This is a genomic window from Sphingobacterium sp. CZ-2 (assembly GCF_004526235.1).
GTDB classification, from domain to species: Bacteria; Bacteroidota; Bacteroidia; order Sphingobacteriales; family Sphingobacteriaceae; genus Sphingobacterium; species Sphingobacterium tenebrionis.
In genome coordinates, this window is record NZ_CP038159.1 from 2,805,318 (window position 1) to 2,820,616 (window position 15,299).

Genomic DNA, 15,299 nt, shown 5'->3' on the forward strand with positions numbered 1-15,299 from the left:
TGGTTATGAGATTAAAAGATACTTATCTATGGAAGTTTTTGGGGCTGCAGGCTATACTGGTAATTTTAATGGCCATAGTACCCCAGCAAGGAAATGCCCAATATTTTGGGCAGAATAAAATGAGGTATAAGAAGTTGGATTTCAAGGTTTTTGATACTCCTCACTTCAACATCTACTATTACCTGCAGAACGATTCCATGATGAATTGGCTGGCAAAAGAATCTGAAGTATGGTACGAATTGCACCAGCAGGTCTTCCAAGATACCTTTTCCAGAAAAAATCCTATAATTCTTTATAATAATCATCCTGAATTCCAACAGACCACTGCCATTTCTGGTGAAATCTCTGTGGGTACGGGTGGTGTAACAGAAGCTTTTAAGCAGCGGGTTGTTATGCCGGTGATGCAGATCAACCAACAAACAAGACATGTATTGGGCCACGAGATGGTGCATGCTTTCCAATACCGTGTATTGATGGAAGGGAATGATTCCACCCGTTTGGAGAGTGTAGCCAATATCCCCTTATGGATGGTGGAAGGTATGGCGGAGTATTTCTCGATCGGAAAGAAGGATGCTTTTACATCCATGTGGATGCGTGATGCCTATGCAAGAAATGATATCCCTAGTTTAGGGCAGATGACGGAGAATATGAACAAATATTTTCCATATCGTTATGGCCAAGCTTTTTGGTCCTATGTAGGTTCTACCTATGGGGATACGGTGATTATGCCTTTGTTCATCGAGACGGCGAAATATGGTTATGAACATGCCATTCGTCGTGTTTTTGGCTACGATGCCCAAACGATGTCTACCTTATGGCGGAGTACCATGGAAAATACCTTCCGTGGATTGGGCAAGGATACCACTTCTAGGCCAATCGGACAATTATTGCTTTCCAAAAAGAATGCTGGACGGATGAATGTGGCGCCGGCCATTTCGCCTGATGGAAAATATGTGGCCTTCCTATCCGAATTGGATCTTTTCGGGATCGACCTGTTTCTGGCGGATGCACAGACGGGAAAGATCATCCGAAAGCTCGGCTCGCGGTCAACAAGTAGTGATATCGATGAATTTAGTTTTATAGAATCCGCAGGAACTTTTTCCCCGGATAGTAAGAAATTTGCTTTTTCGGTGTTCAGTGAAGGAAAGAATAAATTGATGATTTTGGATGTGGAGACCGGGCGTACGGTCGATCTGACCGCCATGGGAGAGACCACGGAATTCACCAATATTACCTGGGCGCCACAGGGCGATCTGGTAGCTTTTTCCGGTCTGAAGAATGGATATTCGGATATCTATACCTATAACCTCAGCACAAAAGAATTGGTTCAGTTGACCAATGATAAATATTCGGATTTTCAGCCAAGTTTTTCCAGAGATGGAAAATACATTGTCTTCAGTACAGATCGTGTAACCTTAGAATCCTCTTCACGTAGTGTGGATATTCCAATGAGTCTGGCACTGATCAATCTACAGACAAAGGCAGTTGAAAACCTTCCTGTATTTCCAGGGGCAAATAACCTGAACCCACATTTTGCGGCCAACAGCAAGGACATCTATTTCTTATCCAACAGTGATGGTTTCCGGAATATGTTCCGTTATAATATCGAAACCCAAGCGGTGGATAGGATGACGGATTTCTTTACAGGTATTTCGGGTATTACCGAATATTCTCCGGCTATGAGTATTTCGGCAAATGATGAAATCGTTTATTCTTATTTCAAAGATAATTCCTATACGGTTTATCGGGCGAATGCATCCGAATTTGAACCTTTGCGCGTAGATGCTGGGACAGTTGATTTTGAAGCAGCCATGTTGCCTCCAAGTGCAAGCAGAGGCGTGAATGTAGTAAACACCAACCTTCGCAATTTTAATGCATATGCCAGGATTTCAGACTCCCAGATCAAGGAGATTCCTTATCGTCCAAAATTCAAGTTGGATTACTTGGCCAATAGTGGCGTAGGGATGTCCGTGGGATCACGCTATGGTGCGGGTATTGCTTCAGGAATTCAAGGGATGTTCTCGGATATCCTGGGTTATAACCAGATCTTTGCGGCAGCCAATATCAACGGAGAGATCTATGATTTTGGCGGTCAGGTTGCCTATATCAACCAAAGAAGCCGTTGGAACTGGGGTGGTTCTTTATCGCATATTCCATACCGTTTTGGTTTTTATGATTATGCGTACCGAAATTTAGGGAATGGCGAAGAGCCCGTAATCGATCAATATTTGGTTCGTTCTTTCCAGACGCAGGCGGATGCTTTTATTGCCTATCCATTCAACAGGAACCATCGTTTCGAGATGGGTGGGGCAGCTTCCTATAACTCTTATCGTGTAGATCGTTTTACGCAGAGTTTATACAGTTACTATGGAACCAGGGAAAGGGTTCCAAACGATACAGCGGCCATGGCATTAGGGGTAAGGGATCTGGATCCTTTTACCTTGATGCAAGTGAACGCTGGATTTGTAGGCGATAAAGCGGATTTCGGAATTGCAGCACCGCTGCAGGGCTTTAGATACCGTTTAGGAGCCGAGCAATATTTCGGAACCTATAAATTCACGGCTGTGAACGTGGATTTAAGAAAATACCACCGTATCAAACCGATTACCCTGGCTGCCCGTGTGTATTCCTATATGCGTATAGGTGAAGGTGCGGATCGTTTGTACAATATCTACATTGGATATCCATATTTGGTTCGTGGTTTTGAGGGGAATTCCTTCGGTGCGGACTCTAAAATTGGATTCAATGATCTGTCGGGTTCGAAAATGGTGGTAGGTAACTTTGAGGTTCGTTTGCCGTTTACCGGTCCTGAGAAATTGGCGGTACTGCCTTCGGGATTCTTGTTCTCGGATCTGAACTTCTTTGTGGATGCAGGTCTAGCTTGGAGTGATGATTCGAAGATCGTTTGGCAAAAAACAGATGCCGATAAGGTGACCAGACAAACTTCTGATGGAACATCCTATCAGGTATATCCAGAGAATTTAACGATGCCGGTATTTAGTGCGGGGGTTTCCCTTCGTGTTAATCTATTCGGTGCTATGATATTAGAGCCTTACTATGCCATCCAGCTGAATAATCCAACGCGTTCTAAATTCGGAACATTCGGATTAAACTTTGCGCCAGGATGGTAGTCAAATTGATTGACCGATGAGTAGGTTAAGAGGTTAAGGTAAGGTTATTAAGGCCGTTGTTTACTGCTTATGCATAAACAGCGGCTTTTTTGTTATTGGGAATGGGAAGATGGAGGTTCAACCAATTTGGGTTCTGCTTTCTAACCAATCGTTCCCTTACGATGCGACCAAAGCTAAGTTCATTCAGTTTCTTTTCTGCATCAGCTTGGTTGGTATACATCTCTAAAAATACCACTCTATTCAATAAGGCGATTTGTTGGATGTCGGTTGTCATTCCTGCTTGAAGAAATTGTCTGTTCGCGTCGGTGCTGATGTAGATATAATAGGTATTCATGATGCTTTTAACTAAAATATTTGGTTAATTGAATATGTTTTGCTAATTTTATTGGCACAATTATACTAATAATATTAGTAATTCAAAAATTAATTGAAAATATTTTATGTCGAACATCTCATCGAATCTTAAGTTTTTACGTAAGAAAAAAGGCTTAACCCAACAGCAATTTGCTGATTTAATGGAAATTAAAAGGGCTTCTGTTGGAGCTTATGAGGAAGATCGTGCGGAACCAAAGTATGAATTGCTAAAAAAAATAGCGGAATATTATGAGTTGACGATGGATGAATTGGCGAATGATGAGATCGATGAAAAATGGAAACCAACGCCTAAAAGTAATGCATCCAACCTTCGGGTATTATCTGTAACAGTGGATTCAGAAGATCGCGAAAATATTGAATTGGTTCCGGTAAAAGCGAGTGCTGGTTATTTGAATGGCTATGCGGATCCGGAATTTGTTAAGGAATTGCCAAAATTCTCGCTTCCGTTTATGAAGCAGGGTAGTTACCGTGCATTTGAAATCAAAGGGGATTCTATGCTTCCTCTGCCTACGGGTTCTATCATCGTAGCGGAATATGTGGAGAATTGGCATGATATCAAATCGGGAAGTACCTATGTGATCGTTTCAGCCAATGATGGGGTAGTATATAAACGTATAGGACAAAAATATAAAGAGGATAAAGGGTTGAAATTGGTTTCCGACAACAAGACCTATGAACCTTATTGGGTCGATGCGTCGGATATCCTAGAAGTATGGAAGGCGAAGGCCTTTATTAGTACCGAGTTTCCAGAGCCTAGCCCAGAGCCTACCTTGGAAGGTCTTTCGGCGATGATGGCACAGATGCAGAAAACCATCAATTCGGTTGTGGATAAAAACTAGTTCTTTATTTAGAAAAATTTTTCTTACCTTTGTTTCATCTGAAAGGAAGGGGGCATGGTATGCCCCCTTTTTTAATTCAATTATTAAAATATGCAGGTTGAAGATCGCGTAATCGAGTTAGTAGAAGAGAAAATCGCAGATAGAGATGATTTATTCATCGTTAGTGTAAAATTTCTGAAAAATGGCGTACTGGAGATTTTGTTGGATGGAGATCAAGGGATTTCCATTGACGATTGCGTGAAGGTAAGTCGCCATGTTGGTTTCCACTTGGAAGAAGAGAATGTGATCGAAACAGCCTATCGCTTGGAAGTGTCTTCCCCAGGAATCGATTCTCCACTGGAATTGCCTAGGCAATATCAAAAGAATGTGGGCAGGAATGTGAAGGTAAAACTGGCAGACGGAAACAAAAGAGAAGGTAAATTGGTTTCAGTTTCTGACTCGGCGATCGTAATTGAAGAAAAAGTAAAAGAAAAAGGAAAGAAAGCTGTCGATGTACAGACAGAACTTCCATTAGATCAAATAAAGGAAACTAAGGTGTTAATTTCATTTAAATAGAAATGAGTAGTAATATAAACTTGATTGACTCTTTTCAGGAGTTCAAAGATTTCAAGAACATCGACCGTCCTACAGTCATTACGGTATTAGAAGAAGTATTCCGTAGTATGATCCGTAAGCGTTTCGGTACAGACGAGAATGTCGATGTCATTGTGAACCCAGATAATGGTGACTTGGAGATTTGGCGTACGCGTGTGGTGATGGAAGATGGATTCTCTGAAGATGATGATTTGGAGATCGAATTGGCTGAGGCTCATCGCTACGATCCTGACCTAGAGGTTGGTGATGATTATATCGAGCAGATTACATTAGAAAGCTTTGGTCGTCGTGCGATCTTGGCAGCACGCCAAACATTGGTGTCCAAGATTTTAGAATTAGAGAAAGACGAAGTTTTCAAAAAATATAAAGATCGCGAAGGCGAATTGGTGATCGGTGAAGTGTACCAGATCTGGAAAAAGGAAATCCTTGTTCTTGATGAAGATGGTAACGAGTTGATCCTACCAAAAACAGAACAGATCCCTGCGGATTATTTCAAAAAAGGAGATAGCATCCGTGCGGTTGTTCACAAGGTGGATATGATGAACAATAATCCGAAGATTATTATCTCTCGTACAGCACCGGAGTTCTTACAACGTTTATTCGAACTGGAAGTTCCAGAGATTTTCGATGGTTTGATTACGATCAAGAAAATTGTTCGCGAACCAGGAGAGCGTGCAAAAGTAGCAGTAGAATCTTACGATGACCGTATCGATCCAGTTGGAGCTTGTGTGGGTATGAAAGGTTCTCGTATCCATGGTATTGTTCGTGAATTGCGCAATGAGAACATTGACGTGATCAACTTCACGACCAACCACTCTCTATACATTACCCGTGCATTAAGCCCGGCAAGAATCACTTCCATCAAGATTGATGAAGATGGAAAAACGGCGGCAGTTTATTTGAAACCGGATCAGGTTTCTTTAGCGATCGGTCGTGGAGGTCACAATATTAAATTGGCTGGTAAATTAACTGGCTACGAAATCGATGTTTACCGTGAAACCGATGAAGAAGAGGAGGATGTGGATATCGAAGAATTCGCAGATGAAATTGAAAGCTGGATCATCGACGAGTTTAAACGCGTTGGTTTAGATACAGCAAAATCGGTATTAGCTCTTACAGAAGAAGAGTTGATTCGTAGGACCGACCTTGAAGAAGATACGATTCGTGAAATCGTACGTGTTCTTCAAGCGGAATTTGAATAGAAATATCGAAAATAATGGATTTAACAATTTTTAATAAATTGTTGAATCCATGTAAAAAAACATATTTTTGTATAATAAACACATTTTATAGATAGTAGATGTCAGAAGGTAAAAGCATAAACTTGCTAAAAGCAGCAAAAGAACTCAACATTGGTATCGGGACCGCGGTGGAACATTTGGTGAAGAAAGGATTCGAAGTAGAATCTAAGCCAAATACAAAACTGAGCCCGGAGATGTATGGGGTTCTTTTGAAGGAGTTTCAAGGTGATAAGATTGTTAAAGACGAGGCAAAACAAATTGTTATTGGCAAGATCCGCCGTGAAGAAGGTCCTGTGGTAGGCAACGCAACACCTGCAAATGAGTCTACTGAAGAGAAGGAAACCCCTTCTGATGTGAAGGAGATTTTGATCAAGAATACTTCTACGGATACCCCTGCGAAGGAGGAGAAGAAAGAAGAGGAATCTCAATCTGCTTTGAAGGTGGTTGGAAAGATTGATCTGGATAGTTTGAAGCGTGGCGCTAAGCCTGCTCCGAAAGAGGAGCCGAAAGCAGAGCAGCCTAAAGCGGAAGAACCAAAGCCTGAGCAGCCGAAGCAAGAGCAGCCAAAACCAGAACCTGTGAAGGAACCGGTAAAAGAGGTAGCGAAAGAAGAGGTGAAAGAGAAGGTAGAAGAGAAGCCTGTGGAAAAAGCTCCGGTTCAAGAAGAGGTCAAAAAACCTGAACCTCCTAAGGTAGAAGAAAAACCAAAAATAGAAGCTAAAAAAGAGGAGCCTGTGAAAGCTCCAGTTGAAACACCTGTGAAAAAAGAAGAACCTGCTGTAAAACCTACAGAAGCAAAACCTAATCGTCCGCAAGGTCAGGACGATGTGATTCGTGCGCGTTCAGAAACATTGAGTGGCCCTAAAGTGGTTGGTAAGATTCAATTACCGGCTGCAAGACCAAACAAACCTGTTGCGTCATCTTCCAACAATGCTGGAAACAATAACGACAACAAGCGTAAGCGCAAGCGTACGAACAAGCCATTAGGAGCGGGTTCAGACGGGAATCAACAGAACAATAACAACAGACAGGATGGTAACAACCGTCCGCCACACCAAGGAGGTCAAAACCAAAACCAAGGTGGTAACAGACCACACAATAGAGGTGGAAACCATCCGAACGATCGCCATGGAAACAAAGGTCGCCATGATAACAGAGGTCCTAGAAAACCGGAGGTAGCGAAAGAAGAGCCATCGGAAAAAGAGATCCAAGATCAAATCAAGGCAACATTGGCTCGTTTGAGCGGTGCTGGTAAATCTGGTAAATTTGCACAACGTGCGAAGTTACGTCGTCAGAAACGTGATGATATAGCGACTTCTGCGGAAGAGGCAGCATTGGAACAAGAAATGATGTCGAAGGTGTTGCGTGTTACGGAGTTCGTAACGGCAAACGAATTGGCAAACTTAATGGATGTCCCAGTAACGCAGGTTATTGCAACCTGTATGAGCCTGGGTATGTTCGTATCCATCAACCAACGTTTGGATGCGGAGACCTTATCCATTGTTGCGGAAGAATTCGGATACCAAATTGAGTTTATCAAACCAGAGGATGAGGAAGTAGCTGAGTTGGAAGAACCAGATACAGAATCACGTTTGGTTCCTCGTGCACCGATCGTTACGGTTATGGGACACGTTGACCACGGTAAAACATCCTTATTGGACTTTATCCGTAAAGCAAATGTAACCAAAGGCGAAGCCGGGGGTATTACCCAGCACATTGGTGCCTATGCGGTTCAATTGGAAGACGGTAAGAAATTAACCTTCTTAGATACACCGGGTCACGAAGCCTTTACGGCGATGCGTGCTCGTGGTGCGAAGGTAACAGATATTGTAATCATCGTTATTGCAGCGGATGACGCGGTAATGCCTCAAACAAAAGAGGCCATCAACCACGCGATGGCAGCAGGAGTTCCTATCATCTTTGCATTTACCAAGGTGGATAAACCGGGAGCAAATGCCGATCGGATCCGTGAGCAATTATCTGCGATGAATATCTTGGTAGAGGATTGGGGTGGTAAATACCAGGCTCAAGAGATCTCTGCGAAGACAGGTGAGAATGTTGACCTACTATTAGAGAAAGTACTATTAGAAGCGGAGATGTTGGAACTGAAAGCCGATCCTAAGAAACGTGCGGTTGGTTCTGTAATCGAAGCTGCTTTGGATAAAGGTAGAGGTATTGTGACTACGGTATTGGTACAAGGCGGTACTTTACGTGTGGGAGATCCTATTCTTGCCGGTTCTTATTCCGGTAAGGTGAAGGCATTGACCAACGAACGAGGAGAACGTGTGAAAGAAGCTGGACCATCGATTCCGGTACAGATCTTAGGTATGTCTGGTGCGCCGACTGCAGGTGATAAACTTTATGTGTTAGAATCTGAATCGGAAGCTCGCCAAGTGGCAAACAAACGTCTACAATTGCAACGTGAGCAAGGTATGCGTGCTACGAAACATATTACCTTGGATGAGATCGGTCGTCGTTTGGCAATCGGTAACTTTAAGGAACTTAACATCATTGTTAAAGGTGATGTGGATGGTTCGATTGAGGCATTATCTGACTCCTTGTTGAAATTATCTACGGATGAGATCCAAGTAAATATTATCCACAAATCCGTGGGTGCGATTTCTGAATCCGATGTGTTATTGGCATCAGCTTCTGACGCGATCATCATCGGTTTCCAAGTACGTCCTACGCAAGGAGCACGTAAATTGGCAGAGAATGAGCAGATCGATATCCGTTTATACTCCATCATCTACGATGCGATCGAAGAGATCAAATCAGCGATGGAAGGTATGTTGGCACCTAAGCTTGAGGAGAAAATCGTTGCTGAGGTGGAGATCCGCGAAACCTTCAAGATTTCGAAAGTGGGTACCATCGCCGGATGTATGGTATTGGAAGGAAAGATCAACAGAAACAACGACATCCGTATCATTCGTGAAGGCGTCGTGATCCATACAGGTAGATTGGCTTCCTTGAAACGTTTCAAAGACGATGTGAAAGAGGTTGCTCAAGGTTACGAATGTGGTCTGAACATCGATCGTTTCAATGATATCCAAGTTGGCGATATTGTAGAGGCATTCGAGCAAGTAGAAGTAAAACGTAAGCTTTAATCAGCTTTACAACAATAAAGCAATCCTGACCAGCAATGGTCAGGATTTTTTTTTGTTATCTTTGGCACATGTACAAATTCAGTGTTTCCGAGATCATACAACAGCCAAATCAAAACGTGTCAATACGGTTTAATGATCTATCCGGAGAATTTCCAAACTACAAGGCCGGTCAGTTCCTGACCTTATCTTTTCAATTTGGTGAAAGGGAGGTACGGAGATCCTATTCCTTCAGTAGTTCCCCTGTTTTGGATGAGCCTTATGAAATCACGGTTAAACGGGTTGAGAATGGCGAGATATCGCGACTATTGCACCATAAATTAGCTGTAGGGGATCAGATCGACGTGATGGAACCTCAAGGGCTGTTTACCTATGAACCCTCTGAATCCAACGATCATACCTTGTTTCTATTTGCTGCTGGAGTGGGGATTACACCCTTATTTTCGATCTTGAAAACAGCACTTACTGCGGAATCCAATAGTAAGATTGTATTGGTGTACAGTAACAGCTCTAAAGAGCAGACCATATTTTACGAGGAGCTGTTGGAATGGCAAGCCAAATATCCGGATCGTTTACACATAGAATTTATCTGGTCGAATGTGAAGAACCTTCTCAAGGCACGATTGAACAGGGAATATATCTTAGAACTGGTTAAAACCCATGTGCTTGCTGGGGAGAATAACCTGGCTTACATGTGTGGACCACTCTTCTATATGGACTTGGTTCGTTTTACCTTATTGGGAATGGGCATACCTGATGAAGACATCCGAAAGGAAACCTTCTTTTTTCCCGAGGAAGAAGAGGATGAAGATGAGAAAGAAGAAGAGCCGGTTGATACGACAAGTTATCAGGTTATATTGAAATTCCAAGGTCAGGAGCATGAATTGACCATCCCGTATAATAAGACGGTTCTGGATGTTGGGTTGGAGCATAAATTAAAACTTCCCTATTCCTGTAAATCGGGCATGTGCAGTACCTGTATTTCTCAGGTTACGGCAGGTTCTGTGCGGATGGATTATAACGAGGTATTGACGGACAATGAAGTGGCTAGGGGACGTTGTTTGATCTGTGTTTCCCATCCTTTGGAGGAAGGGACTACTATCGAGGTTCAATAAGCGAGATCCGAGGTTCAATAACCGGGAGCTGGCAGCCTAATGCCTTATTGAGATCTTTGGCAAATTGTTGGGATAGGAAAGTGGTTTCTTGGTCTTTTTTCTGATGGATAAAGAAATAGACTTCCTGAAGACCGAGGTCCTTCCATTCCTTAAGTCGGATGACCCATGCGTCCAATCTTGCTTTATCAAGAATGGGATTGGTGGAAACAAATCGGATAAAAGCGGTGGGCGAGGTGAGGGGCATCTTCAATAAATCACGCCTACCTGGTGTATCCACAATGATTCCGGTTTTCTTGGTCTTTCGATATATTTCTGTGAGCTGATTAAGGATCTGGGCATCAGAAAACCATTCTTCATGCCTTACTTCCACGGCCAAGGGATAGCCTTTTGGAAACCGAGTTAGAAAGTCCTCCAAGCGATTGATGTTCTTTGGACGAAAGTTCTCCGGCATCTGCAAAAAGGCCATGCCCAGTTTCTCCTCAAAGAAAACCGTTGCATCTACAAAACTCAAAACCTTCTCGTCGGTATTGATCAATCTGGAATAATGGGAAATACTATTCGTTATCTTCGGACAGAATTTGAAGTTCTCCTGCGTTCTGTTCTTCCATTTGATGACCTGTTCTTTTGTAGGCATCCTGTAAAATGGGCCGTTGAATTCCAATGCATTGAAATAGCTGGAGTAGTAAGGCAATTCATCCTTCGTTCCTCTTGGATAGAATCCTTTTAGATCCGCCTTTGACCATTTCGGATAACCCAGATACAGCTGAAAAGACTCTTTGTTCTTGATGTTTTTTAAAAAGTCTAAGCTTTCCTGATCAATTTCCGGCAAACTAAAATCAATGGATGATGGATCATCAACTCTACCAAACTTCATACTAAACCCTCTCTTTAATAGCTTGCAATTTAACGGATATTATCTTCCTTTGGAAATCATTTCCAAGGCTTTTTCAATAAATGGATCTTTCTGGTTCTTAACATCTTCCCAAGAATAACCTATTTCCACATCAGGTTGGACGCCTAACAGGTGGTGCTTGGTTCCATCAGAATTGACAACCTTAATACCGGAAAAGGAGACCTGTATTCCGCCCGGAAGATGTAGTAAGTTGATATTGCCATTGGCACCAGCTGTGGGTTTTCCGATGATGGGGCCAATCTTTCCAAACTTTACCCAATCCAGAATGCTTTCTGGAGAACTTTGGGTAGCTTGGGCGGCAAGAAAATAGAATTTTGCTTGCGGGTGGTTTCCTTGAGGAAATAGGTAATCTTTTCTGACCACAAACTTTTTATTCGTTGGAGAAAGAATGTGGTAGCTTAAGAAATGGTCAGAAACGAGGGTGTCTTTCACTAGTCTTCCCAATAGATTTTTTTCCTCCACATCGATGTTTGAATACCCTCGAAGATCGAATATAATATGCATCTGGGGATCATCAATATACCTCAATAGCGTATCATTCACGGGATTCTTGGAAAAGTTGAAATAGTAGGTGCTATCATTTAACAATTTATTGTCTGTGCTTTCCAGGAAGGAGGTGTACAGAAATCTATCTTGCTGTTGGTGATCCCTTATGCTTTCGATTTTTTTCTTTTTCTTGGATATGGGATCCATAAAGACCAACTTAGCCAGCGAGTTTTTTGGGCCGTACAATAAATGGAATTCTCCCGCTCTAACGATGAGATTAGCTTCTGAGCCTGATCCAAAATACTTTTGGGTTTTCCATAGTTCTGGGATGGTTTTTCCATCGATGCTCAGCAGTTGGTCGCCAATTTGGATCTTATCTTTTAGGTTGTCGTTATGGATATTCTGAATGTAATAATTTCCATCGACATGGATGATGGTAATGGGTACAGTATGGGTATACAGATCTTCCGTGATGAGATTGGTGAATAAGATATGCGCATCCTGGTAGGTATGTAGCATTTTTCGAAGGCTAAGATCATATTCCAATAGATCTTTAGAGGCTAGTACCTCCGCAAGGGTGTTTCTTAAGAGTTCTTCGGCTTCTTTTTCAGATAAGGTATTGTAAACATAGGCGGTTTGAAAAATATTCCAAATACTGATTACATTAGCTAACCTTACATTCATGTCTTTTTGGTTCTCGGGACTGAATAAGGGGTAAGGTAATTTCTTTACATAAGGTCCATTCCAAAAATTGGAAACAGGTCTTGGGTAGGTGTGTTTTTCATCGGCATAAACGGCCAATGGAAAACTGATCTTCAATCGATCTGATAGTTGAAGGGATACAGAATCTCCAATCTGATTCTCTTCTTCGAATATTTTTTGGTCGTTTTCAATGAGCCGCATGGTGAATTGTGGTTTAGCCATATTCATCGTATCGGTCAATTCTTTAATGCTAAAACCCTTTCCTTCAATGCTTATGCTATCTGATGAGAGGTTTAATTTTCCGATATCATCCATAATCCCCATTTCAATCTGCAAATGAGTTGCCCCTTGCGGGAGGGTGTCGCTCAGGTAAAAGACCCCATTTTTTTCCTTTAGATGATGGCTTGCTTTCAAATCCATTTTTTGGAAGGTTTGGATCAACCTTTCTTTATCGGTAGAATAAGAGAATTTGAGTTGGAAAGGCTTGCCTTGAAGGCCATCCGGAACTCGGATGTTTACAAAATTAAAATAGTTTAGCCAAAAATCGGATAACAAGGACCTTCTGTTCAACCTAATACTTTTAAAAGCACCGTTGATATTACTATAGAGGTCCATCCCCCTTTGCTGCTTACTAACAACCCTATTTTTAATTTCTCTTGCTGGAGGTAAAGCAAGAATCGTTTTCCCATAGCTCACTTTCAAAGAAGGCTCAAGCGGAAGGAAAAACTTGATGAGAGAGTCTGCTAAGGCTTTTTCTGATGGAGCAGCACGGCTTAACCGGACACCCTCGACCATCACGGCATCCCATCCAGGTGAGATTAAAATGCTATCCACCATATCGGTCGGTGAAAAATGTTGAATGGCCCCTGCAACTTTGGCAAAGGCAGTTAATCGATCAATCTCCTCTTGGTGCTGTTGTGCCTGTGCAGGAAGTTGTAAGGTTATAAGGTAGGAAAAAATTATAAAGGCTAAGAATCTGTTCATCATATGAAAAATCGGTTGTATAGCGTATCTATCTTCGAAAGTCTTAATTTCTTGATAGACATCAAAATACAACCGATTTATTTATGTTTTTTTAACGAAAGATCCTTATTAGGGATAGCTTATTTCAATTTATGTTTTACCCCTGTAAACGTCATTTTTACCGGAATGATCAATCCATCCTTATCAAATTTCATTTCATCAATACAGGTTTCTCGTTCATTCGCCGCTTTTTTGCCCAATGGACGACGATGGTAGACGATATAGTATTTATCCTTTTTCGGGATCTTAATCACCGAATGATGTCCGGCACTGGTAGCAACCTCTGGATCAGATTCCAATATGGTTCCTATGCGTTTAAAAGGGCCAAATGGCGAGTCTGAAATTGCATAAGCCACTTTATAATTTGGTAATCCCCAGCCACCTTCAGACCACATAAAATAATATTTACCATTTTTAATGAACATAAAAGGGCCCTCCACATAGTTTTCCGGGGTAATTTCCTTATAGATGGTTCCATCTGGGAAAGGAACAATGCTTTTGAAATCATCACTCAATTTCACCACATTGCAATGTCTCCATCCTCCATAGTACATGTAATGTTGTCCATCCTTATCCTTAAAAACAAACTGATCTATCGGTTGGGCGCCATTTACAATGTCACTAATAAGTGGTTTACCGATCAAGTCCTTGTAAGGTCCCTCGGGTTTATCGGCAACTGCTACGCCTATTCCACCTACTTCCCCTTGATGAACATCATTGGCACCAAAGAAAAAATAATATTTACCCTTATGATGGACCACACTTGGTGCCCACATGGCTTTATGCGCCCAACTTACATTACTGTTTGTCAACACCTTTTCATGTTTCTTCCAGTTCACCAGATCCTTGGAGGAGAATGCGTCGAAAAAAATCTGTTTTTCGTAGGGAGCAGAGTAAGTAGGGAAAATCCAATATTCTTTGTTGAGGATCATCCCTTCCGGATCGGCATACCATCCAGGGATAACAGGGTTCTGTTGAGCGAGCGCCGTAGTAGAAAATAAACAGGCGAAAAGTAACGATTTGAAATAGGTAGATTTCATAGATTAAAGGTTTTAGTTGGCTTAAATATACAAAAAAAGAGCTAACCTTAGGTTAGCTCAAAACAACTGATTTTGGATTATATATAAAGAAATTACAATTTGTATAAAGAAAATACGATTTGGATTTAAAGAATTATTATTTGACAGGGTAAGTCACTACGACATTGCTGATTTTCCATCCATCCTTCGAATTACATAACGTAACGTAATCGTTTCTGGTAAAGTTTTCAAAGGTCGTGGTGATCTGCACGATGCTACAATCTTCATTCTTCTCAATGAATTTGTAATCGGATTCACATTCCATTTTTACATTTTTCAAGGATTTCAAATACTTTACCATAGCTTTTTTCTTGATGTTTTCCGAGCTGCGGCTGTTTGGCGTCGAGTAATAGAAATCGTTGGTGAACATATGGTCTACCAATTCGATATTTCCTCTCAGGGTAGCATCGATGTAGTGGTCTACGATGGTTTCTACTTTGGCAAATTTAACTGGCCCTTCCATTTCATTTGCAAATAATGTACTTGATAAAAAAGTCATTACCGTGGTTACGATTAAAGTGATTAGCGTTTTCATATCTTTTTATTTTTTTGTGGTTAATTGTTCTAATTATTTGATTCAAAGGTATATGGAAAAGCAACGCCCAAACATAGCGTTTAGGCGTAATCACATTAATTTTCGGTGAATCCCCGAAAAATTTCGGCGAAATTATTTTGCATTTAAGAAGAATCGGTGAAA

At 41.6% G+C, this 15,299-nt stretch carries 11 protein-coding genes; 6 read left to right on the forward strand and 5 right to left on the reverse strand.

Annotated features, from left to right (window positions below):
• Positions 1-5: 5 nt before the first annotated feature.
• Complete coding sequence (locus E3D81_RS12370) at positions 6-3,131, forward strand: DPP IV N-terminal domain-containing protein (RefSeq protein WP_245153216.1); 3,126 nt, start codon at positions 6-8, stop codon at positions 3,129-3,131.
• Positions 3,132-3,198: 67 nt separating this feature from the next.
• Here the strand turns inward: E3D81_RS12370 and E3D81_RS12375 are convergent, their stop codons facing one another.
• A complete protein-coding gene (locus tag E3D81_RS12375) occupies positions 3,199-3,465 on the reverse strand; it encodes a hypothetical protein (RefSeq protein ID WP_134777594.1) in 267 nt (88 codons plus the stop codon).
• A gap of 106 nt (positions 3,466-3,571) precedes the next feature.
• On the opposite strand from E3D81_RS12375, the gene E3D81_RS12380 reads away from it, so the two are divergent.
• The 5 genes from E3D81_RS12380 (at position 3,572) to E3D81_RS12400 (ending at position 10,399) form a co-directional block, all read left to right on the forward strand.
• Positions 3,572-4,345: an XRE family transcriptional regulator gene (locus E3D81_RS12380; protein ID WP_134777595.1), complete on the forward strand. Its 774-nt coding sequence runs from the start codon at positions 3,572-3,574 to the stop codon at positions 4,343-4,345.
• A 90-nt stretch (positions 4,346-4,435) separates the two neighbouring features.
• A complete protein-coding gene (gene rimP / locus E3D81_RS12385) occupies positions 4,436-4,900 on the forward strand; it encodes a ribosome assembly cofactor RimP (protein WP_099367959.1) in 465 nt (154 codons plus the stop codon).
• A gap of 2 nt (positions 4,901-4,902) precedes the next feature.
• Entirely contained in the window at positions 4,903-6,141 is a 1,239-nt protein-coding gene (gene nusA, locus E3D81_RS12390; protein ID WP_099367958.1) for a transcription termination factor NusA, read from the forward strand.
• Positions 6,142-6,239: 98 nt separating this feature from the next.
• Positions 6,240-9,287: a translation initiation factor IF-2 gene (gene infB, locus E3D81_RS12395; protein WP_134777596.1), complete on the forward strand. Its 3,048-nt coding sequence runs from the start codon at positions 6,240-6,242 to the stop codon at positions 9,285-9,287.
• 68 nt (positions 9,288-9,355) lie between these two features.
• Positions 9,356-10,399, forward strand: a complete 1,044-nt coding sequence (locus tag E3D81_RS12400) for a ferredoxin--NADP reductase (RefSeq protein ID WP_134777597.1) — start codon at positions 9,356-9,358, stop codon at positions 10,397-10,399.
• Here the strand turns inward: E3D81_RS12400 and E3D81_RS12405 are convergent.
• The 4 genes from E3D81_RS12405 to E3D81_RS12420 all read right to left on the reverse strand — a co-directional run bounded on the left by E3D81_RS12405 (position 10,383) and on the right by E3D81_RS12420 (position 15,137).
• Positions 10,383-11,273, reverse strand: a complete 891-nt coding sequence (locus E3D81_RS12405; protein ID WP_134777598.1) for a DUF72 domain-containing protein — start codon at positions 11,271-11,273, stop codon at positions 10,383-10,385. The genes E3D81_RS12400 and E3D81_RS12405 overlap by 17 nt on opposite strands.
• A 39-nt stretch (positions 11,274-11,312) precedes the next feature.
• Entirely contained in the window at positions 11,313-13,487 is a 2,175-nt protein-coding gene (locus E3D81_RS12410; protein WP_134777599.1) for a S41 family peptidase, read from the reverse strand.
• Positions 13,488-13,603: 116 nt separating this feature from the next.
• On the reverse strand, positions 13,604-14,563 hold the full coding sequence (locus E3D81_RS12415) for a glycoside hydrolase family 43 protein (RefSeq protein WP_134777600.1): 960 nt from the start codon (positions 14,561-14,563) through the stop codon (positions 13,604-13,606).
• A 136-nt stretch (positions 14,564-14,699) separates the two neighbouring features.
• Positions 14,700-15,137 (reverse strand): nuclear transport factor 2 family protein, encoded by a 438-nt coding sequence (locus E3D81_RS12420; RefSeq protein WP_134777601.1) that lies wholly within the window; start codon positions 15,135-15,137, stop codon positions 14,700-14,702.
• Positions 15,138-15,299 lie beyond the last annotated feature (162 nt).